Annotated in this window: 19 protein-coding genes and 1 riboswitch; of the genes, 13 read left to right on the forward strand and 6 right to left on the reverse strand. The window is 69.1% G+C overall.

Going from position 1 to position 20,786, the window contains the following annotated elements:
- Window positions 1-166: 166 nt before the first annotated feature.
- Together IRT45_RS16540 and IRT45_RS16545 are read left to right on the forward strand one after the other, a co-directional pair.
- On the forward strand, window positions 167-1,519 hold the full coding sequence (locus tag IRT45_RS16540; protein WP_375540111.1) for a cytochrome P450: 1,353 nt from the start codon (window positions 167-169) through the stop codon (window positions 1,517-1,519).
- A gap of 5 nt (window positions 1,520-1,524) precedes the next feature.
- Complete coding sequence (locus tag IRT45_RS16545) at window positions 1,525-2,604, forward strand: NAD-dependent epimerase/dehydratase family protein (protein ID WP_194806737.1); 1,080 nt, start codon at window positions 1,525-1,527, stop codon at window positions 2,602-2,604.
- A 213-nt stretch (window positions 2,605-2,817) separates the two neighbouring features.
- On the opposite strand, the gene ligD is transcribed toward IRT45_RS16545, so the two are convergent.
- Entirely contained in the window at window positions 2,818-3,762 is a 945-nt protein-coding gene (ligD, locus tag IRT45_RS16550) for a non-homologous end-joining DNA ligase (protein ID WP_228534454.1), read from the reverse strand.
- Window positions 3,763-3,875: 113 nt separating this feature from the next.
- A riboswitch (cobalamin riboswitch) is annotated at window positions 3,876-4,020 on the forward strand.
- Window positions 4,021-4,054: 34 nt separating this feature from the next.
- Here ligD and IRT45_RS16555 point away from each other — a divergent pair.
- The 3 genes from IRT45_RS16555 to IRT45_RS16565 are packed head-to-tail and all read left to right on the forward strand — an operon-like array spanning window position 4,055 to window position 5,700.
- Window positions 4,055-4,270 (forward strand): CbtB-domain containing protein, encoded by a 216-nt coding sequence (locus IRT45_RS16555; protein ID WP_062997914.1) that lies wholly within the window; start codon window positions 4,055-4,057, stop codon window positions 4,268-4,270.
- Window positions 4,271-4,291: 21 nt separating this feature from the next.
- Window positions 4,292-5,146, forward strand: a complete 855-nt coding sequence (locus IRT45_RS16560; protein WP_194806738.1) for a CbtA family protein — start codon at window positions 4,292-4,294, stop codon at window positions 5,144-5,146.
- The gene (locus tag IRT45_RS16565; protein ID WP_194806739.1) at window positions 5,143-5,700 is read left to right on the forward strand and encodes a histidine phosphatase family protein; all 558 of its coding nucleotides are present in this window, start codon (window positions 5,143-5,145) and stop codon (window positions 5,698-5,700) included. The genes IRT45_RS16560 and IRT45_RS16565 overlap by 4 nt, the downstream gene beginning before the upstream one ends.
- Before the next feature lie 30 nt (window positions 5,701-5,730).
- Here IRT45_RS16565 and IRT45_RS16570 read toward each other — a convergent pair whose 3' ends face one another.
- On the reverse strand, window positions 5,731-6,111 hold the full coding sequence (locus IRT45_RS16570) for a DUF488 domain-containing protein (RefSeq protein WP_063010714.1): 381 nt from the start codon (window positions 6,109-6,111) through the stop codon (window positions 5,731-5,733).
- A 169-nt stretch (window positions 6,112-6,280) separates the two neighbouring features.
- On the opposite strand from IRT45_RS16570, the gene IRT45_RS16575 reads away from it, so the two are divergent.
- The gene (locus tag IRT45_RS16575) at window positions 6,281-7,042 is read left to right on the forward strand and encodes a 1-acyl-sn-glycerol-3-phosphate acyltransferase (RefSeq protein WP_194806740.1); all 762 of its coding nucleotides are present in this window, start codon (window positions 6,281-6,283) and stop codon (window positions 7,040-7,042) included.
- A gap of 6 nt (window positions 7,043-7,048) precedes the next feature.
- Here the strand turns inward: IRT45_RS16575 and IRT45_RS16580 are convergent, their stop codons facing one another.
- Entirely contained in the window at window positions 7,049-7,648 is a 600-nt protein-coding gene (locus IRT45_RS16580) for a hypothetical protein (RefSeq protein ID WP_194806741.1), read from the reverse strand.
- A 171-nt stretch (window positions 7,649-7,819) separates the two neighbouring features.
- Here IRT45_RS16580 and IRT45_RS16585 point away from each other — a divergent pair, with 171 nt between their 5' ends.
- From IRT45_RS16585 to IRT45_RS16610, 6 genes are all read left to right on the forward strand, one after another.
- Window positions 7,820-8,530 (forward strand): TetR/AcrR family transcriptional regulator C-terminal domain-containing protein, encoded by a 711-nt coding sequence (locus IRT45_RS16585; RefSeq protein WP_309241005.1) that lies wholly within the window; start codon window positions 7,820-7,822, stop codon window positions 8,528-8,530.
- Between the two features lie 100 nt (window positions 8,531-8,630).
- Entirely contained in the window at window positions 8,631-9,563 is a 933-nt protein-coding gene (locus IRT45_RS16590; RefSeq protein ID WP_194806742.1) for a TauD/TfdA family dioxygenase, read from the forward strand.
- A gap of 159 nt (window positions 9,564-9,722) precedes the next feature.
- Window positions 9,723-10,367 carry an ABC transporter permease gene (locus IRT45_RS16595; protein WP_063010704.1) on the forward strand — a complete coding sequence of 215 codons (645 nt, stop codon included), beginning with the start codon at window positions 9,723-9,725 and terminating at the stop codon, window positions 10,365-10,367.
- Window positions 10,364-11,650: an ATP-binding cassette domain-containing protein gene (locus tag IRT45_RS16600; protein WP_194806743.1), complete on the forward strand. Its 1,287-nt coding sequence runs from the start codon at window positions 10,364-10,366 to the stop codon at window positions 11,648-11,650. The genes IRT45_RS16595 and IRT45_RS16600 overlap by 4 nt, the downstream gene beginning before the upstream one ends.
- Window positions 11,647-12,384 carry an ABC transporter permease gene (locus IRT45_RS16605; protein ID WP_194806744.1) on the forward strand — a complete coding sequence of 246 codons (738 nt, stop codon included), beginning with the start codon at window positions 11,647-11,649 and terminating at the stop codon, window positions 12,382-12,384. The genes IRT45_RS16600 and IRT45_RS16605 overlap by 4 nt, the downstream gene beginning before the upstream one ends.
- The gene (locus tag IRT45_RS16610) at window positions 12,381-13,358 is read left to right on the forward strand and encodes a glycine betaine ABC transporter substrate-binding protein (protein WP_194806745.1); all 978 of its coding nucleotides are present in this window, start codon (window positions 12,381-12,383) and stop codon (window positions 13,356-13,358) included. The genes IRT45_RS16605 and IRT45_RS16610 overlap by 4 nt, the downstream gene beginning before the upstream one ends.
- A gap of 6 nt (window positions 13,359-13,364) precedes the next feature.
- On the opposite strand, the gene IRT45_RS16615 is transcribed toward IRT45_RS16610, so the two are convergent.
- From IRT45_RS16615 to IRT45_RS16625, 3 genes are all read right to left on the reverse strand, one after another.
- The gene (locus tag IRT45_RS16615; RefSeq protein ID WP_194806746.1) at window positions 13,365-15,371 is read right to left on the reverse strand and encodes an aconitate hydratase; all 2,007 of its coding nucleotides are present in this window, start codon (window positions 15,369-15,371) and stop codon (window positions 13,365-13,367) included.
- Window positions 15,372-15,517: 146 nt separating this feature from the next.
- Window positions 15,518-16,267 (reverse strand): VOC family protein, encoded by a 750-nt coding sequence (locus IRT45_RS16620; protein WP_194806747.1) that lies wholly within the window; start codon window positions 16,265-16,267, stop codon window positions 15,518-15,520.
- Window positions 16,268-16,293: 26 nt separating this feature from the next.
- A complete protein-coding gene (locus IRT45_RS16625; RefSeq protein ID WP_194806748.1) occupies window positions 16,294-17,139 on the reverse strand; it encodes a crotonase/enoyl-CoA hydratase family protein in 846 nt (281 codons plus the stop codon).
- A 209-nt stretch (window positions 17,140-17,348) separates the two neighbouring features.
- On the opposite strand from IRT45_RS16625, the gene IRT45_RS16630 reads away from it, so the two are divergent.
- Window positions 17,349-20,783, forward strand: coding sequence for a serine/threonine-protein kinase (locus IRT45_RS16630; RefSeq protein ID WP_194806749.1), 3,435 nt, complete (start codon window positions 17,349-17,351; stop codon window positions 20,781-20,783).
- The last annotated feature ends 3 nt before the right edge of the window (window positions 20,784-20,786 follow it).

Consider the following 20,786-nt stretch of genomic DNA (forward strand, 5'->3'; position numbering starts at 1 on the left):
CGAGGCCCGGGCGCTCGTTTCGCCCGATCCCTCCCGGGTAGGCGGTCGCTGAGGACCAAAGGAGGCCGATGTGCACCGTGAACCCGATCCGCACGGCGACACCGATCCGCGCAGCCCAGCCGACCCTGTCCGCCCCGAGCCGGCCCCCGGCCGAGCCGCCCGCCGGCTGACCGGACCGCGCGCCGCGGCGGCACTGGCCGATCTGGGCCTGGCACCGGTCGCCGCCGGGGTGATCGCCCGGCGCCGCGGCATGATGGCGGTGCTGGAACGCCTCGGCGCCGACGACCGTGCGGTCCGCAGGATGCACCGGCTGCGCCGCGAATTCGGCAGCGGGCCGGTAGAACTGGTGCTGCCGGGGCGGCGGGTGCTGGTGCCGCTGGATCCCGCCGACGTCTCGCGGATACTCGACGGCGCGCCGACTCCGTTCCATCCCGCCAATCGGGAGAAGATCGCCGCACTGCGCACCTTCCAGCCGCACGGGGTGCTCATCTCCGAGGGCGCGGCCCGCGAACAACGCCGCCGCCTGAACGAACAGGCGCTCGACACCGACCGGCCGCTGCACCATCTGGCCGATCCGTTCGCCGGGGTGGTCGCCGATGCCGCCCGCGAGCAGATCCGCACCGCGATGCAGCGTGGCGGGCTGGACGCGGCGCACTTCACCACCGATTGGTGGCGGCTCGTGCGCCGGATCGTGCTGGGCCGCCGTGCGCGCGAGGACGACTCGATCACGGATCGGCTGTGGCGGCTGCGCGCGGCGGGCAACTGGTCGTACTTCGCGCGGCCGCATCGGCGGCTGCGCGAGCGCTTCTACGAGCAACTCTACGATTACGTGCAGACCGCCGAAACCGACAGTCTCGCAGGCGCATTGACGCAACTGCCGACAGCGGGCACCGTCGATCCGGTCGGCCAGATCCCGCATTGGCTGTTCGCCTTCGACGCCGCCGGTATGGCGACCGTCCGCGCTCTCGCCGTCCTGTCCACGCATCCCGAGCAGCTCGCCCGCGCCCGGCTGGACGCGCAGGAACCCGAGCGCGCCATGCCACGGCCGTATCTGCGTGCCTGCATCCTGGAGTCGGTGCGGCTGTGGCCGACCACCCCGGCAATATTGCGCGACACCACCGAGGACACCGAATGGGGCCGCGGCGAGGACCGGTTCACCGTGGCCGCGGGCGCGGCCCTGCTCATCCCGGTTCCGGCCTTCCACCGCGACCCCGACACCCTGCCGTTCGCGCACACCTTCGAACCCGATATCTGGCTCGACGGACGCGCCGAGCGGTACCCGCAGCTGGTGCCGTTCAGCGCCGGGCCGGCCCGGTGTCCCGGTCGCGATCTGGTCCTGTTCCTCACCACGAGCCTGCTGGCGCATCTGATCGACGAACTGGATCTGGAGCTGCGCTCGCATCCGCGGCCCAGCCCCGAGGCGGCGCTGCCGATCACCTTCGACAACTTCCGCATCGACTTCACCGCGCGGGCGCGTGCACTGCAAGCGGCGCACTCTTCTTCGCCGGCGGGGAGGTGACGGTCATGCGTGTGGTCGTGGTCGGAGCCACCGGGAACGTCGGCACCGCCGTCGTGTCCGCGCTGGCCCGGCGCCCGGAGATCGACGGGATCGTCGGCCTGGCACGGCGGCTGCCGCGGCAGCCGGCCGAAGGGGTGCGGTGGGCGCGCGCCGACATGCGCTGCGACGATCTGCTCACCGAATTCCGTGGCGCCGACGTGGTGGTCCATCTCGCGTGGGTGTTCCAGCCGACGCATCGCCCGCTCGAGACCTGGCGCGCGAACGTGCAGGGAACCGAACGGGTCCTGCGCGCGGTCGCGCAGGCCGGCGTCCCGTCGCTGGTGTACGCGTCGTCGGTGGGCGCGTATTCCCCTGTGCACCACGATGATCCGGTCGGCGAGGACTGGCCCACGGAAGGCTGGCCGCCGGCCGGGTACATGCGGGAGAAGGCCTACGTCGAGCGATTGCTCGACCTGTTCGAGAACGAACATCCGGATCGGCGGGTGGTGCGGATGCGCCCCGCCTTCACCTTCCAGGAGGCCTCCGCCAGCCAACAGCGCCGCCTGTTCGCGGGCCCGCTGGTGCCGGGCAGCGTGCTGCGTCCTCCCCTGATCCCGGTGCTGCCCGTGCCGGCGGGTCTGCGGCTGCAGGCGGTGCACGCCGACGACATCGGCAGCGCCTACAGCCTCGCCGTCGTCGACCCGAGCGTGCACGGCGCGTTCAACCTGGCCGCCGACCCGGTGATCGATCGCGCGAAACTCGGCGCGTTGTTCGACGCGCCGACGGTTTCCGTACCGCCCGGGGCCGTGCGCGCCGCATTGGCCGTCGGCTGGCGCCTGCGCCTGGTCCCCGCCCCGCCCGAACTGTTCGACGCGATGAGGCGCCTGCCGATCATGGACACCACCCGCGCCAGACGCGATCTCGGGTGGGCACCACGCGTCGACGCCGTCTCCGCCCTGCGCGAGGTCCTCATCGGAATGAGTCACGGATCCGGCGGCCCCACACCGCCGTTGGCGTCCGACGCCGGTGGGCGTCTGCGGGTGCGGGAGTTCGCCTCCGGCGTCGGCGGCAGCGACCCGGTCGACCGCTGGGGCGCGGACCTGTGAGCGTCCGCGGATGCCCCGGCCACACGCTGAACCACGCGTTTCGCCACCGCGTGGGACCTGTGGGGGATTCACACCACAGGTAGGAGGTGATCGACGATGTGCATGCAGATGATGGCGATGATGCGCAACATGTGGAACATGATGTTCCCGATGATGCCCATGTAATCCGGACGACGGGAGAGCGAACCACGCCGGATCGTCGTCGGCGCCGTGCTACCCGGGAGCGTTGACCTCGTCCGGCGTCTTGTCCGGCCGCAATCCGCGCCAGGACGGGTGACGCAAGCGCCCGTCCCCGGTCCGCTCCGTGAACGACACCTCGCCCACCAGTACGGGTTCCACCCAGATCGCGTCCTTCACCGGTGCCACGACCGTGGGGCTCTGCCGTCGCAGCGGCCGCAGCTTGGCCTGCAGATCGTCGAGCATGGCCTGGGTGAAGCCGGTGCCCACGTTGCCGATGTAGACCAATTCCCCCGTCTCGTCGTGCACGCCCATGAGCAGTGAGCCGATGCGTCCCGCGCGCCGGCCCGCGCCGGGCCGCCACCCGACGATGACGATCTCCTGATCGTTGACGTTCTTGACCTTCGTCCACAGTGGACTGCGCCGGCCGGGAAGATACGGACTGTCCAGCCGCTTGCACACGATGCCCTCGAGTCCCAGCCGCGCCGATTCGGCGAGGACGTCGGTGCCGCTGCCGGTCAGCCGGGGCGGAATGCGCCAGCTCGGGCCGCGCAAGCCGAGTTGTTCCAGCAAATGGCGGCGTTGCTCGTAGGGCAGATCGATCAGCGGCCGGTCGCCGATGTGCAGCAGGTCGAAGATGAGGTAGGTGGCGGGGACCGAGCGGGTCAGTGCGCGGATCATGGCCGGATTGCGCTGGTGCATGCGCGGTTGCAGTGCGGTGAAGGAGGTACGCCCGTCCGCGGCGAAGGCGACGATTTCGCCGTCGACGACGATCGGCGGCGCCGCCGGGGCGAGATCGGCGAGTTCCGGCCAGGCAGCGGTCACGTCGTTGCCGTTGCGCGAGATCAGTCGCAATTCCCGATCGACGTAACCGATGGCGCGGATACCGTCGAATTTCACCTCGTACGCCCACGCCGCACTGTCGGCGGGCAGAGCACCGGCCGTCGCCAGCATCGCCGCATACCGCGGCAATCCGCTCATCAGAACCCACCCTTCAATCAATGGCTACTTCTCGGTTACTACCCTGAAATCCTCCTCTTACAGCACAGACGACGTTGACATTTCGGTCACGACCCGACCTCGCAACCACCCGATTGACCGACCGAACCGCAATTCCGTATGGTTGTGCGAGCGACGATTCGAGGAATCCGGCGAAAATCCGGGACGGTCGCGCCACTGTGAGCCTTTCCGCCGGGCGGAAAGCGAGTCAGATACTCGGATCGCGCGGTAACCACCATCGAGCGGGGACGCGCAATCCCCGGAGGAGAGTCACATGGCGACGTCCTATGTTCCCCGGTCCGGCCTGGAGTCGATTCGACTCTCCATTCCCACGACGGCCCTGTGGCTGGGCGGCACCACCGTCCTGGCTCTGCTCGCCCTCTACTTCATCGGTATCGATCAGGGCGCGGTCTCGATCTTCGGCGACGATATGCACGTGCACGAATTCGTCCACGACGCACGGCATTTCCTCGGCTACCCCTGCCACTGACCGCAGGATCGAGCCCCCACAATGGAAAAACGAATCATCGCCCGCGGCGTGCTGGTCGGCGCCATCGGCGGGCTGCTGGCCTTCGTGTTCGCGCGGATTCTGGCCGAGCCGATCATCGATCGCGCCATCGCTTACGAGGGCGGGCGCGACGAGGCGCACACGACACTCGAGCAGGCCGCCGGTCACTCGATGACCGGTATGGAAGAGGGCGAACTGTTCACCAGATCGGTGCAGGCGAGTATCGGCGTCGGCTTCGGCATGATCGTGTTCGGCGCGGCGATGGGTGCGCTGTTCGCGGTCGTGTACTGCCTGTTCGTGGGCCGCGTCGGATCGTTGAGCCCGCGCAATCTCGCGCTGTGCGTGGCGGGCGGCATGTTCGGCGTGCTGTACGCCGTGCCGTTCTTCAAGTATCCGGCCAATCCGCCCTCGATCGGCAATCCCGACACGATCGGGCAACGCACCGGCCTGTACCTGTCGATGGTGGTGATCGCCGCGGTCTGCGCGATGGGCGCCGTGTGGCTGGGCCGAACACTGCAAGCGCGCCTGGGCAATTGGACGGCGACCATCGCCGCGGGCCTGGCCTTCGTCGTCGTGGTGACCGCGATCGCCGCGCTGCTGCCCTCACTCGGGCATCTGGCCGCCAACCGGGCCCTGGGCGACGCGGCCACCGAAACACCGCGGCCGCTCACCGATTCGAACGGCCGGATCGTCTATCCGGGCTTCCCCGCCGACGATCTGTACTACTTCCGCTTCTATTCCCTTGCCGCACAGGTCATTCTGTGGTCGGTCATCGGAGTGGGGTTCGCGACGCTGGCGCCGCGGCTGTTCCAGCGCGCGGACGACTCCGGCGCGGCCGCGCCGGCAGCGGCGGTATGAGCGCGACCGTCACCCGGCTCACGCTGATCAGCCACGGCATGACCGCCGCGATGCGGTCGGCCCGCTTCCCCGTCGACGAACCGCTCGACGAGCTGCCCCGCGGCGCCGCCTCCCCCGCGGCGCCGCCGGCCGACCGGGTCCTGGCCGCCCCGGAGCTGCGGGCGACCGCGACCGCCACCCTGCTGACGCTGCGGGCCACCGTCGAACCCGCCCTGCGCGACCTCGACTGCGGCGACTGGGCGGGCAGGCCGATGGACACCCTGGACCCGGCCGACCTCATGTCCTGGATGACCGATCCCGCCTACCGCGGCCACGGCGGTGAAGCGATCACCGACCTGCTCGACCGGGTACGCGGCTGGCTCGACACGGTGGTCGCCGACCGACGCCGCATCGTCGCGATCACCCATCCCGCGGTCGTCCGCGCGAGCGTTCTGCTCGCCCTCGCCGCACCGCCGGAATCGTTCTGGCGCATGGACATTCCGCCGCTGAGTGCCACCACACTGCACAGCCGCGGCCCGGCCTGGACCGTGCGGCACACCGCGAATCCGCTCTGAGATCGCGCGGCGCGGCCGTGCCGGTCCACCTCAGTGCGGCGCCGACTTCTTCTCGACCAGATCGGCGAGCACCGCTGCCTCGCTGATGTCGATCCGCTTGGTGGCCGACAACAGAGTGAGCATGCCGCGCCCGGCCAGTTCGCGAAGATGATCCAGGTCGGCGGCGCGCTCCGGATCGTGCAGTTCCTCCCGGTAGCGGCGGCCGAATTCGTCGAATTTGGCGGGGTCGTGGCCGTACCAGGTGCGCAGTTCGGTGGAGGGCGCGATCGTTTTGCACCATTCGTCGAGGTGGGCGTTCTCCTTGCTCATCCCGCGCGGCCAGAGGCGATCGACCAGCACTCGCATCCCGTCGTCGGGATCGGGATCGTCGTAGATCCGCCGGACCTGGACTCGCGGTCGTGTGCTCGCCATCGCGGTGCTCCCTTCGGTCGGCCGTCTCGCCCGGCACCCGCCGCGCGGGATGGCCGGTCCCCTTCCCGCTTCGAGAGTAATCACGCGAGCGGCCGCTTTCGCCCGCTCACGGGACCGCGGTCGCGGAACCACTACCTACGTAGCCGTAGGTTACGGTAGCGTAGGTTGAATGAACGCCCCGATCTCGACCGCCGATCCCGTTGCCCTACCCCCGTCGGTCGAATTCGACAATCGCGACGCCGTCTACGAGTACTACCGCACCCACCGGGCGCCCCGCACCCGTGCGCGCCTGTTCTACGCGATCACCGCCTATCGCAAACGCCCCGTGGTCCGCTATGCGGACGGCGCCCGCGCGGCGATCCGGCAGCTGATCCGCGACGACCGCCGCATGATCATCGCGATCAACCATGTGAGCGTGGAAGATCCGCGCACCGTCGCCGCCCTCGCCTGGCGCAGCGTGTTCCGGCCGCGGATCGGCCACATCCGGGTGCTGGCCAAGGACGAACTGTTCACCGAGCCGGGACAGCGGTCACGCATCGACGTCATGGGCGCCATCCCGGTGTTCCGCGGCAAGGATCACGGCGCGCGCGCCGCCTACGCCGCCGGCCAGCAACTGATGGACGTCTGCGTCGGGCGCATGGTCGATGGTGACGACCTCGCGCTGTTCCCCGAAGGTACCTGCAACGAGACCGATCCGGCCCGGGTGCAGGCCATCGGCACCGGCATCGGGCACATCGCCGCGCGCGCCCGCAACGCCGGGGCGGCACCGGTTTTCATCTTCCTCGGCCTGACCTACGGCCCCGGTGGCCGCGCCACGTTCTACCTCGACGAGCCGCTGCCGGACTTCCCGGACCGACCGGCACAGATCACGCGGGTCGTCGGCGCCCGGATGCAGCGCGCCCTCGACGGGGCGATCGCGGCCGTCCGGTAACGCGCGTCAACCGGCAGGCAGCGTGCGCACACCCGACCCGGCGGCCACCGCACCGACCACCGCGCGGAAGGATTCGACATCACGGGCCGGTGGCTTCATGCCCACGGCCTCCAGCGCATAGGCCTTGAAGGCTCGCGCCGCCCGGCTCGGCACGTACGGCGTCGGCGAGGCCTGCGCGAAAGATGTTTCGCCGCAGTATGTTTCGCCCCAGAACCGGACGTCGGTGCGGGCGCTGCCGATATACCGGTGGGCCCATTCGCGCGCCGGCTCGCCCAGTGCGGATAGATCCCCGGCGACGGCGAAGGCGTGCGGTATGGGCACCTGCCGCCGGCAGCGCAGCACGCAGCCCAGGTCGAGCACGCCCAGCCCGAGGATCGTCAGTGGCCGGATATCGCCGGGTGACTCGACCGCGACGGTGACCTCCCAGCCGGCGACGGCGCGGTCGAACAGCCACCCGCCGGCGCACGAGACGACCTCGACCGGGTTGTCCGCGATCACGATCAGCTGATATCGCAGCGAGCGCCGGCCGGATTCGGCGACGGCGCATTCGCGCGGAGATTCCGCCGCGTGGGCGTTCGTTGGATACCGGTGCGACACAGCAGACATAGCACTTCCGTTCCGATCACAACCACCACTGCCTTCCCCGCCTCGGGCGGCCCACATCGCCCGAGCAGAGACTAGTTTATTTTCCCCCAGCGGGAGAAAATATTGGCCAAACTCGTACCATCCACCGGACGCGTTGTCCGAACCCGCCGACGACATCCGTAGCCTGAGAGAGTGAGCGGCGGGAATACAACCGGGTCCGGGGCTGGAATCGTGCAGGCATCGCGGCGCGGGCGCGGGCGGCCGCCCCGGCTGAGCCGCGATCGCATCGTCGCCGCCGCACGCGCGCTGCCACCGGAAACACTCACCATGAAAGCGGTCGCCGACGCGCTGGGCGTGGATCGCAAATCGCTGAACTATTACGTCAGCGACCGCGACGGGTTACTGGAACTGGTCGCACTCGACGCCTTCGAAACCGAGATCCGCCGCCTCGACCTGCCCGCCGACGGTGATTGGCGGCAGTTGCTGCACCTGTTCGCCGTCGCGGTCACCGAAGCCCTCACCCAGGTCGGGGTGCTGATCTCCCATGTGCGATTCCGTGGCCGAGGCGGACTGTCGGCGCTGGCGGAGATCGAGCGGATCTTCCAATCGCTGGTCTCCGCCGGGTTCGAGCCGATGGAGGCGGGGCGCACCCTGCGGCTGCTCGCCGATATCGCGTACTCGGCGGCGCGCGAGTCCGTGGAGGCGACCCGGGGCCATGTGGACCTGCAGGCCGAACACGTCGCGCGGACACTGAATTCGGAAGTGGGAGAAGAGTTTCCACTCCTGCGGCAGGTGGCGATCACGCGCGAGAGCGCCGGGCGGGTGGGCGAGCAGTTCGCATTCGACGTCGACCTCGTGATCGCCGGGCTGGAACGCAAGCTCGAGGCCCGCGCCCGGTCCTGAGACCACCGGATTTCGATCCCGGTGACCGTAACGCTGGCCGGACCCGGCCGGCGGGTGGTTACCTACCGCACGTCCGGCAGGCTGGAAGAGAGGTCGTGCGATGTCCGTCGACGAGGCAACCGATACCGCGGTGCGAGTGGTCCGGCTGGGTAACCACATCGGCGCCCGGATCGAGGGAGTTCGCCTCCGCGGCTCGCTGAACACGGACATCGTCGCCACGATCCGCGCGGCCCTGCACCGGCACAAGGTGATCTTCTTCCGCGGCCAGGACCACCTCACCGAGGACGGGCAGTACGAATTCGCGCAACTGCTCGGCACCCCCACCACGCCGCATCCGACGCTCACCTCCGCGGGGGTGAAGAGTCTGGCCATCGATTCACAGCACGGCCGCTCCAACGTCTGGCACACCGACGTCACCTTCGTCGATCGCGTGCCGAAAACCTCGATCCTGCGCGCGGTGTCCCTGCCGTCCTACGGCGGATCCACCACCTGGGCCTCCACCGTGGCCGCCTACGACTCGCTGGCGCAGCCGCTGCGCGTGCTGGCCGAGAATCTGCGCGCCCGCCACACCAACCGCTACGACTACGCCGCCGAGGCCGACGACCGGCCCGATGCCGGAACCCGTTCGTACCGAACCGAATTCGAGTCCCGCTACTTCGAGACCGAACATCCGGTGGTGCACGTCCATCCGGAAACCGGGGAACGCGCGCTGCTGCTGGGCTGCTTCGTCAAGGAGATCGTCGGTGTGTCCACCGCCGAATCGCGGGCGCTGTTTCGCCTGTTCCAGGATCGGGTGACCCGGCTCGAGCACACCACCCGCTGGGATTGGGCGCCCGGCGATGTGGCGATCTGGGACAACCACGCCACCCAGCACTACGCGATCGACGACTACGACGGCGCCGAACACCGCCGGCTCACCCGCATCACGCTGGCCGGCGACGTACCCGTCGGCGTCGACGGCCGTCCCAGTACGGTGATATCCGGTGACGCTGCGGCCTATTCCCGCCCGCAGTCGCTGTCGCGGGCGGCGTGACGGCTACGTGCCGCGGGCGGCACGAAGGCTACTGCCCGGCGCGGCGTGCACCGCGCGGCGTGCGGAACCGGAGCCGTACTGTCATTTAGTCTTTGACCAACCTGCGCCCGGTGGCGGCGCGCGGACAGGTGCCGGCGCAGGGCTGACGATGGGAGTCCCGTGAACCTGTGGAACTACATCCGAGGGCGGGGTGACACTCTGGCCTTCCTCACCTATCAGCATGCGTCACTGGCGTTTCAGACAGTTCTGGTCGGCACGATCGTCGCCGTACTCATCGCGATGGCGGTCTACCGGCTGCCGCTGCTGTCGCAGCTCTCGCTCACCTCGAGCCGGGTCGCGCTGACCATTCCGTCGCTGGCGCTGCTGGCCCTGCTACTGGTCCCGTTCGGGCTGGGTGTGGTCCCGTCGTTCATCATGCTGGCGTTCTTCGCCGCCCTGCCGGTGATCGGCAACGCGATCGTGGGGTTGCGCTCGGTACCGCCCTCGGTGGTGGAATCCGCACGCGGAATCGGTTTTTCACGCACCCGCATCCTGCTCACCGTCGAGTTGCCGATCGCGTGGCCGGTGATCCTGACCGGTATCCGGGTCTCCACGCAGATGATCGTCGGTGTCGCCGCCATCGTCGCCTACGTTCTCGGGCCGGGCCTGGGATCGCTGATCTTCAACGGCCTGTCGCGACTGGGCGGCGCGAACGCGCTGGAGACCGCGGCCACGGGCACCATCCTCATCGTCATCGTGGCGCTGGTGTTCGACGCGCTACTCGTTCTGCTGGGCCGCCTCACCATCGCCGAAGGACTCTCATGACCGACGCTGTGACCGAACGGCCCGGACCGGCGACGCCGGAACGCAATGTCACCGGGGCGTCCATCGTCCTCGACTCGGTCGTCAAGAGGTACAAGGGCCAGGACAAGCCGGCCGTCGCCCGCCTCGACCTCGAGATCGAGGCAGGACAGATCGTCGCCTTCGTCGGCCCCTCCGGATGCGGGAAGACGACCACTCTCAAGATGATCAACCGCCTCATCGAGCCGACCGAGGGCCGCATCTTCATCGGCGGGCGCGACGTCACCCGCGAGGACCCGGACAAACTCCGGCAGTCGATCGGCTACGTCATCCAATCCGGCGGCCTGTTTCCGCACTGGTCGGTGCGCAAGAACGTCGGCGCGATCCCCCGGGTTCTCGGCTGGGACAAGAAGCGGATCGCCGAACGCACCGACTATCTGCTCGAACTCGTCGGTCTGGATCCCGGAACATTCGCCGACCGGCTCCCCAAGGACATGTCCGGCGGCCAGCAGCAGCGCGTCGGAGTCGCGCGGGCGCTGGCCGCCGATCCGCCGGTACTGCTGATGGACGAGCCGTTCGGCGCCGTCGACCCGATCACCCGAGTTCGCCTGCAGGACAGCCTCATCGGGATTCAGCACGAACTCGGCAAGACGATCGTCGTCGTCACCCACGATTTCGAGGAGGCCACCAAACTCGGCGACAAGGTGCTGATCCTGTCCGAGGGCGGGCATGTCGAACAGTACGCACGGCCCGAGGAGATCCTCACCGCACCGGCCACGCCCTTCGTCGAGGAATTCGTCGGCTCCGGCGCCAAACTCGCCTATCTGACCGTGCAGCGGGTGCGTGACGTGGAGTGGGACGACGTCGTCACCGCCCGCATCGGAGAGCCGTCGCAGGCGGTGATCCAGCGCGCGCGGGCCGCCGGGCAGACCTGGGTGGTGGTCGTCGACGCCGCCGGGCGGCCGCGGTCGTGGCCCTCGCTCACCGAACTGGCGAGCAAACCGGAGGTGTCGGACTACCTCGATCGGCGGTTGCCGGTCGTCGCGCGCTCCTCGACGCTCAACGACGCCCTCGACGCGATGCTGGCGGCCAGTCAGGGCGCGGCCCTGGTGACCGACGGACGCGGCGCGGTCGTCGGCTCGATCGGCATCGGCGCGGTGACCGAGACCATCCAGGCCGCACTCGCCGACGTGCGCTCCGAGGAACACGACACCTCCTACGAAACCTACGTCGACGGAACCGATCCCGCGCCCACCCCGGTGGTCGCCGCCGACGACGACGAGCACGAATCGGCCGGGCAGTCATGACCCGCCTGCGCCGGCTGCCGATGGACGTCTGGTTCGAGCCGTTGATCATCCTCGTCATCGGCATCGGCTACATCGTCTGGTATCGGTCGACGACGTTCACCCCGACCGAGCAGGCCTCGCTGGCCTGGTCCAACCTGCAGACCACGATCTGGTCGCATATCAAGCTGACCGTGGTGGCCACGGTGATCGTGGTCGTCGTCGCGATTCCGCTGGGTATCGCGCTGACCCGGCCGTCGCTGAAACGCCTGGAGCCGATCGCGGTCAACATCGCCAACATCGGCCAGGCGGCACCGGCGGTCGGGCTGCTGGTGTTGTTCACCTTCTGGCTCGGCACCGGGTTTCGCACGGCGGTCGTCGGTTTGGTGGTGTACGCGATTCTGCCGATCCTGCAGAACACCATCATCGGCCTGCGACAGGTGGATCAGCGCACCATCGAGGCCTCGCGCGGGATCGGGTTCTCCGCCGCCCGCACCCTGGTACGGGTGGAGTTGCCGCTCGCGGTGCCCGTGATCCTCAACGGGGTGCGCACCGCCCTGGTGATCCTGGTCGGCACCGCCACCCTGAGCACCTTCATCGGCGCCACCAGCCTCGGCACCCTGATCACCACGGGCGTCACCCTGTTCCTGCCGAAACTGCTCGTGTCCGGAGCGATTCTGGTCGGACTGCTGGCGTTGATCATCGACTGGCTGGGCCGACTCGTCGAACTGGCCGCGACCCCGCGAGGTGTGTCATGAGGTCTATACGGGCCCTGACACTGTGCGCGATCGTGCTCGCGGTGTCGATGATCGGCGGCTGCGGGCTGGTCAGCTCGTCGGGAACCTTCCACGATGCCGCCCTGCCCGGCGGGCAACGACCGCTCGACGGCGCGAAACTCGTGGTGACGTCGAAAAGTTTCACCGAGGGCGTGCTGCTGGGCAAGATCACCGCGACCTATCTGGCCGCGGCCGGCGCGAAAGTCACCGACCTGACCGGCGCACCGGGTTCGGCGTCGTCGCGGCAGGCTCAGCTCAACGGTGACGCCGACATCCTGTGGGAGTACGCCGGTACCGGCTGGGTCAACTACCACAACGAAACCGAGACGATCTCCGATCCGCAGGAACTCTGGCAGCGCGTGCACGACATCGAGAAGCGTGAGCACAACCTGGAGTGGCTGCCGCCGGCGAATTTCAACGACACCTACGCCTTCGGGGTGTCGACGCCGACCGCGCAACGGCTCGGGGTGAAGTCGCTGTCGGATGTGGCGGCATTGCCGGTGCGCGACCGCACGTTCTGCGTCGACGACGAATTCTTCAGCCGCGCCGACGGTTTCATTCCGATGCTGCAGAAATACGGTATCCCCTACAACGATCCGAACGGGGTGCCCACCTCCAACGTCACCCGGATGGACGCCGGCGTCGTCTACACCGCGACGGCCAAGAGCGCGCCGTGCAATTTCGGCATGATCTACACCACCGACGGCCGGGTGAAGAATCTGAATCTCGTCGTGCTCGACGACGACGAGAAGTTCTTTCTGCCCTACAGCGGCGCCGCCGTCGTGCGCGGGGAGATCCTGGACCGCTATCCGCAGTTGCGTCAGCTGCTGGGCACGATTTCCGAGCGGCTGACCAATGATCTGATGCAGGAACTCAACGGCCGCGTCGACATCGACGGCGAGGATCCCGCCGATGTCGCCTACGACTGGTTGAAGAGCGAAAAGCTCATCGAGTAGAAACGCTCAGCGATCCGACATCTCCCGTGCCGCCTGCGCTGCCGCGAGCCGCGGAATGATGCCGCCGGCCAGGACCGTTTCCACCTGCCGGCCCGAAAGCCGGTGGCGCAGTGGAATATCCACGTTCGCGGTGACGTCGTGGGCGGTGACCACGGAACCGGCGGTGAGGGCCGCCCGTAGCTCCTCGATGCGCAGCACGTCACCCACCCCGATCCGGCCGTAATCGGCGGGGTCGGCGAATTCGAGGGCGACGATGCCGAAATTGGCCAGATTCTGCCAGTGGATACGCGCATACGATTTCGCGATCACCGCCCGCAACCCCAGATACCGCGGCGCGATCGCGGCATGTTCGCGCGACGATCCCTGCCCGTAATTGTCGCCGCCCACGACGATATGTCCGGTGGTACCGGAGATCTCGGCCGCGTGCCGCGGATAGTCCGGATCGATACGGGTGAAAGCGAATTCGGCGAGTTTCGGGATATTCGAGCGGAACGGCAGTGCCCGCGCTCCGGCCGGGGAGATGTCGTCGGTGGAAATGTTGTCACCGACCACGAGCAGGACCGGCGCCTCGATCACATTCGGCAGCGGATCGAAATCCGGCAGCGCGGAGATGTTGGGGCCCTTCACCAATTCCACCGTGCGCGCCTCGGCCACCGGCAGCGGCGGCACCAGCATCGCGGTGTTGACCGAGGCGTGTGCGGGCAGGTTCAGCACCGGATGGTCGAGGCCCAGTTCGTCGGCGAGATCGCGCGGATCGGTGATCGTCGCGGTCAGCGCGGACGCGGCGGCGGTCTCCGGCGAACACAACCACACCGCGTCCTCGTCGGTGCCCGAACGGCCCGGAAAATTGCGCGGCATCGTGCGCAGGGAATTGCGGCCGACGGCCGGCGCCTGCCCCATACCGATACAGCCCATACATCCGGACTGGTGGATGCGCGCCCCGGCGCGGATCAGTTCGAACGTGGCGCCCATCCTGGTCAGATCCTCGAAGATCTCCCGCGAGGACGGATTGACGTCGAAGCTGACGTCGCTGTGGGTCTGCCGGCCGGAGACGATGGCGGCGGCCATCGCGAAATCCCGCAGCCCGGGGTTGGCCGACGACCCGATCACCACCTGCGCGACCGGTTCCCCGGCGACCTCGCGCACCGGAACCACGTCGCCGGGTGAGGAGGGCCGGGCGATCAGCGGCTCGATCGCGGACAGGTCGATGTGCTCGTCGAGGTCGTAGGCCGCGCCCGCGTCGGCCACCAGTTCGGTGAAGTCGCCGGCACGATCCTCGGCGCGCAGGAATTCGCGCACCGCGTCGTCGGCCGGAAAGACCGTGGTGGTGGCGCCGAGTTCGGCGCCCATATTCGCGATCACGTGCCGATCCATCGCCGTGAGTCCCGCCAGGCCGGGACCGTGATACTCGATGATCCGGTTCACGCCGCCCTTGACGCCGTGGCGGCGCAACATCTCCAGGATCACATCCTTGGCCGAACACCAGGGCGGCAGCTCTCCGGTCAGTTCGACGCCCCAGATCTGGGGCATGGTGATGTAGAGCGGCTCGCCGGCCATGGCGAGCGCCACCTCGAGACCGCCGACGCCGATCGCGAGCATGCCCAGCGACCCGCCGGCCGGCGTATGTGAATCCGAGCCGACCATCGTGACGCCGGGTCTGCCGAAACGCTGCATATGGGTCGGATGCGAGACACCGTTGCCCGGTTTCGAGAACCACAGCCCGTAGCGGCGGCAGGCCGACAGCAGGAATTCGTGGTCCTGGGCGTTCTTGTCGTCGGTCTGCAACAGGTTGTGGTCGACGTACTGTGCGCTGAGTTCGGTGCGCACCCGGTCGAGCCCGAGCGCCTCGAGTTCCTGCATCACCAGGGTGCCGGTGGCGTCCTGGGTGAGCGTCTGGTCGATGCGCAGCGCGATCTCCTCCCCCGGGCGCATCCGGCCCGACACCAGATGGGACTCGATCAACTTCTGGGCGACGGTGCGCGGGCCGTCCGTGTGCGGCTGCTGGCCGGTCATCTGCCCTCCTCTGCCCGGGTCCGCGGGATCGCCGGGGCCGGGCGCGTCGTCGGTGCGCCAGTCCCTTCCAGGATGCGCCGATCTACGCCGGCGCGCCGCAACCGGTCCCGGGACCTGCACACCGGCTCGCGCCCTGGAGGGCCCCTTCAGCGCGGGCCGCGCCGAAATACCTTGCCGGTCAACGGGTCTCGCTCCGTGAGGCAGTACACCCCGCCCACCGGATCGTTCATCACCAGCCACTGCGCGCCGCGGTGCGCGCGCCGGGCGCCCAGCGATTCGTGCCAGGTCGCCACCGCCTCGACATCGGCGCAGGCGATATCGATATGGGCCCCCGGCATCTGTTCGCTGTCCAGGCGCTGCATCAGGATCCGGACCGGCAGGTGTGCGGGGACGAGCAGCCGGGTGAACTCGGCGCGACCGGTGCGCTGCACGGGCCAGCCGGTGAGCGCGGCCCAGAATTCGACCTCGCCGTCGTAGCCGGACGGCGGGATATCGAAACAGAGCTGATCGACCCGGCTGAGACTGCCGTCGGGTCCGGTCACCGGCGCGGGGATATGCCGCCCGTCGCCGGTGGTCAGGCAGAACGGCAGGCCGTGCGGGGACCGCGCGAGCGACCAGGTGTCGTGATCGGCGACCAGGGTCGCGCCGAGAGCACGCGCCGCGCGGCGAGCGCGGTCGAGATCGACGACATCGATGTCGAGATGGGCGCCACCGTCCCCGCCGACCGCCTGCGCCGCCTGGTAGGCGTCACCGGTCGCCGGGTCGAGAGTCGCGAACTCGGCGTGCTCACCCTGACGGGCCGACAGCCCGGTGCCGGTCACCGCTGTCCAGAAGGCGAAGGCGTCGTCGAACCGCGCGGCGGGCCGGTCGATGTACATCCAGCTCCAGCGAATCATGCGTTCCTCCAGGGGCACCGGTCGGTTCAGGCGGGTCGGAAAGGTGGAGTCGCGAGGTCACCGGCGAACACATCGGGCAGGTCGTGCTCGACGCTGTCGGGGAATCGCGCGGGCCGCTTCTCGAGGAAGGCCGAGACGCCTTCGCGGGCGTCGGCGCTGGCACCGCGCTGGTTGATACCGCGCGATTCGACGCGATGCGAGATCATCGGATGGTCGGCGCCGAGGCCGCGCCACAGCATCTGCCGCGACAACGCCACCGAGACCGGCGCCGAATGTTCGGTGAGCCGTCGCGCCAGAGCCTGTGCCTGGTCCAGCAGATCGCCGACCGGATGCAGGGCGTAGAACAGGCCCGCGTCCAACGCCTCGTCGGCCTCGACCAGCCGGCCGGAGTACACCCAGTCCAGCGCGGTCTGCAGGGGCACCAGGCGGGGCAGGAACCAGCTGGAGCACGATTCCGGCACGATGCCGCGGCGATTGAACACGAATCCGATGCGCGCGGTGTCGGCGGCGAGCCGGAAGTCCGCGGCCAGGGTCATGGTGATACCGACGCCGACGGCGGGACCGTTGATCGCGGCGATGATCGGCTTCTGTGATTCGAACATCCGCAGCGCCACCTCGCCGCCGCCGTCGCGGAAGGTATCGGTCGACTCGGCGGCGAAGGTTTCGGCTCCGGCCGACAGATCCGCGCCGGCGCAGAACGCGCGGCCCGCGCCGGTGACGATGATCGCGCGCACCCGGTCGTCGCGGTCGAAGTCGTCGAAGGCGGCGATCAGTTCCTCGCCCATCGCGGTGGTGAAGGCGTTGAGCTGCTGCGGGCGATCGAGCGTGATGGTGGCGATGGAGTCGGAGATTTCCCAGCGGATGTCGGCCATATCGACAGCATGCCAGCAGCCTCCGGACGGTGACCATCCCCCGTGGCCGATCCCGCCCTGCCCGGCACGCGAATCCCGTTGCGTCGCCCGCCGTTTCGGCCGCCGGGTGAGCGAACGGTCTCGGCCACGGCATCCGCGCAGGCCGCGCCTATACTTGACATGCCAGCGCGACGGGCTCCGCGGAAGCAGTACAGACGGAAACGGTGCCGATGGCCGACAAGGACCCCATGGCAACCCAGCGCGACCGCTCCCTGGTGATCGATGACGATCTGCGAGCGGCCGGGTTCGCGGATGCGCACATCATCGGGCGGGGCGGATTCGGCGTCGTCTATCGCTGCCGCGAACTCGCACTGGGACGCACCGTCGCGGTGAAGGTACTCACCGCCACATCCGAATTCGGCGACGAGAATCTCGAACGATTCCTGCGTGAACAGCGGGCCATGGGCGGGCTCCCGGAACATCCGAACATCGTCGCGATCCTGCAGGTCGGCACGACCGGCGGCGGGCGGCCCTATCTGGTGATGCCGTATCACCCGAAGGGCTCGCTGGAACAGCGGATCCAGCACGGCGGGCCCCTGGATATCACTGCCGCGCTGCGCATGTCGGTGAAGCTGTCCGGAGCGCTGGAAACCGTGCACCGCGCCGGCATCCTGCATCGGGATATCAAGCCGGGCAACGTGCTTCTCAGCGACTACGGCGAACCGCAATTGACCGATTTCGGTATCGCCCGGGTGGAGGGCGGTTTCCGCACCACCACCGGCGTGGTGACGGCGTCGCCGGCGTTCACCGCTCCCGAGGTGCTGCGCGACGGCACCCCGACGGTCCCCTCCGACATCTACAGCCTGGGCGCCACCCTGTTCTGCATGCTCACCGGCCACGCCGCCTTCCAGCGCCGCTCCGGTGAGCGGCTGGTCGCCCAATTCGTGCGCATCACCGAGGAACCGATTCCCGATCTGCGTCCCGGCGGCATTCCCGACGACATCTGCGCACTGATCGAGGACAGTATGGCCACCGACCCGGCACAGCGCCCGGTCTCCGCGGTGGAGTTCGGCCGGCGGGCGCAGCAGTTGCAGCGCCACCGCGGGATTCGCGTGGACGAGATGGCGATTCCGACCCCGGAGACTCCCGCGGCCGAACCCGCCTCCGCCGCCGATCGCGTCGGCGAACCGACCCGGCTCGGTCTGCTTCCCCCGGCCGACCCGGTGACGACACCGCCGACCGCCGAGACCAAATTCCATCCCGCGCTCTCCGCGCGTCCGCTGGTGCGCCGTCCCCGCCTGCTGGATTCGATGGATCGCGATCGCTGGCCGCGCCTGATCGTCGTCCACGCGCCGGCGGGTTTCGGTAAGAGCACGCTCGCCGCCCAGTGGGGGCAGCGGATGGTGGGCCGCGGGGTCGCCACCTGCTGGCTCAATATCGATGACGACGACAACAATCCGGTGTGGTTCCTGCTGCACCTCGTCGAAGCCGTCGGCCGGGCGCGGCCCGCCCTGACCACCGAACTGCTGCGCGTCGTCGAGGAACACGGCAACGATGTGATGCGCTATGTACTGACCACGCTGATCAACCGCATCCACGCCGACGGCGAACGGATCGTGATGATCATCGAGGACTGGCATCGCGTCACCGATGCCGATACCACCGCCGCCCTGCGTTTCCTGCTCGACAACGCCTGCCACCATCTGCAACTGCTGATCACCAGCCGCGAGATGATCGGACTACCGCTCTCGGCCATCCGCGTTCGCGACGATCTGATCGAAATAGACTCCGCGGCATTGCGTTTCGATCAGAACGAGACGGCGGACTTCCTGACCCGGGTGGGCGGGCCGGCATTGGACGCCGCCGATATCGACCGGCTGCGTACCGGCACCGACGGCTGGGTCGCCGGGTTGCAACTGGCATCGATCTCGCTGCGCGGGCGCGAGGATCCGGGCAGCGCGATCGCCACCATGTCCGGACGGCATCAGGCGATCAGCGAATATCTGACCGACAACGTGCTCGACGCACTCGAACCCGAACTGCTGGCCGCGTTGCTGGAAACCGCTGTCACGGAGAAGGTGTGCGGATCGCTCGCCTCGGAGCTGACCGGACGGCCGCAGGGGCGCGCGCTGCTCGAGGACATCGAGCGACGGGACCTGTTCCTGCGCCGCCTCGACGACGACGGCGAATGGTTCCGCTACCACACGCTGTTCTCGGATTTCCTGCGCCAGCGGCTCGAGCGCGACCACCCCGACCGCGTACCGCGCCTGCACCGCCGGGCCGCCGAATGGTTCGCCGCCCACGACATGCTCAGCGAGGCGATCGACCACGCGATGGCGGCGGGCGACCCCGGACGCGCGGTGGCGCTGGTCTCCGCGCACGCCCGCGAACTGGTGCAGCATTCGCATCTGGCCACCTTGGCGGCGCTGGCGGCGAAACTGCCCGTCACCGACGCCGCGACCGATCCGACCCTGCAGATCACGCTGGCCTGGGCGGCGGTGTTGTTGCGGCGGCCGAGCCGCATGCACACCGCACTGCAGCTGGCGCTGGCCGCCGATTCGGCGAAACAGCCTCCGAGACACCGGAAATCCGATCTCGCGGTCGAGGCGTCGATTCTGTGCGGGGTTGAGGCGGCGCTCGCCGATCATCTCGACGGACTGGAGGACATCGTCGAACAGAGTTGCGCCCGTGCGGATTCGCTGGCGCCGTTCGTGCTGTCGGCGGCGGCCAACCTGGGCGCCTTCACCGCCCTGCACCGGTTCGACTTCGACCGCGTCCACGAATGGCACCGGTGGGGGCGGACCTATTTCCGGCACATCACCGGGGCGCTGAGCATCATGTACAGCCACTGTTTCGCGGGGATGGCGGCGCGGGAGCAACTCGACAGCGAGGCGGCCGAGGAACACTTGCGCACGGCGCTGCATCTGGCGCGCACCACGACCGGGGAGAGTTCCCTCACCGCTCGGCTGGCCTCGGCCGCACTCGGCGATTTCCTCTACGACCGCGGCGAGATCGCGGAGGCGCACCATCTGCTCGGCGTGGCGGTGGAATTCGGATTCGACGGCGGCACAGTCGATTTCCTGACCGCGGTCTACGGCACGGGTGCGCGCATCGAGGCGCTGCGCGGGGACCGTGAGGCAGCGCGGCGACTACTCGCCGACGGCACCGAGGTCGCCACCGCACACGCCCTGCCGCGGCTGTCGGCACGCATCGAACTCGAGCGAATCCGGCTGGGGATCAGCGAATCCGGCCCCGGCGAGCCGCCCGCACCCCGCGGGGCGTCCGACGGCGTGGCGACCACGATTCACGACCTCACCGAGGAAGCGGCCGTCCGGTGGCTGTTGCGCGCGGAACCCGGGCGGGCACTGGCCCGCGCCCGCGCCCTGCGCGAGTCGATCGATGCCGCCGCGCGGCCGCGCGCCGCCCTGTGCGCCACGCTGTTGTTCGCGAATTGCCTCGAGACCGTGGGGCGGTCGGAGGAGGCGGAGGCGGTTCTCGCGCCGGCGCTGCGCCGCTGCGTCGAAGCGGGACTGGTGCGACCGCTGATCGACGAGGGCCCGGCACTGCTCGCCGTCGTCCGGCGGCTCTCGGGCGAGGCGGGGCGACATTGCGCGGGCACTCCCGCTGTCGCGCTGCCGCGAACCTTCCTCGACCAGCTCGGGTGATCC

The sequence above is a fragment of the Nocardia sp. BSTN01 genome (assembly GCF_015354405.1).
Classification (GTDB): domain Bacteria; phylum Actinomycetota; class Actinomycetes; order Mycobacteriales; family Mycobacteriaceae; genus Nocardia.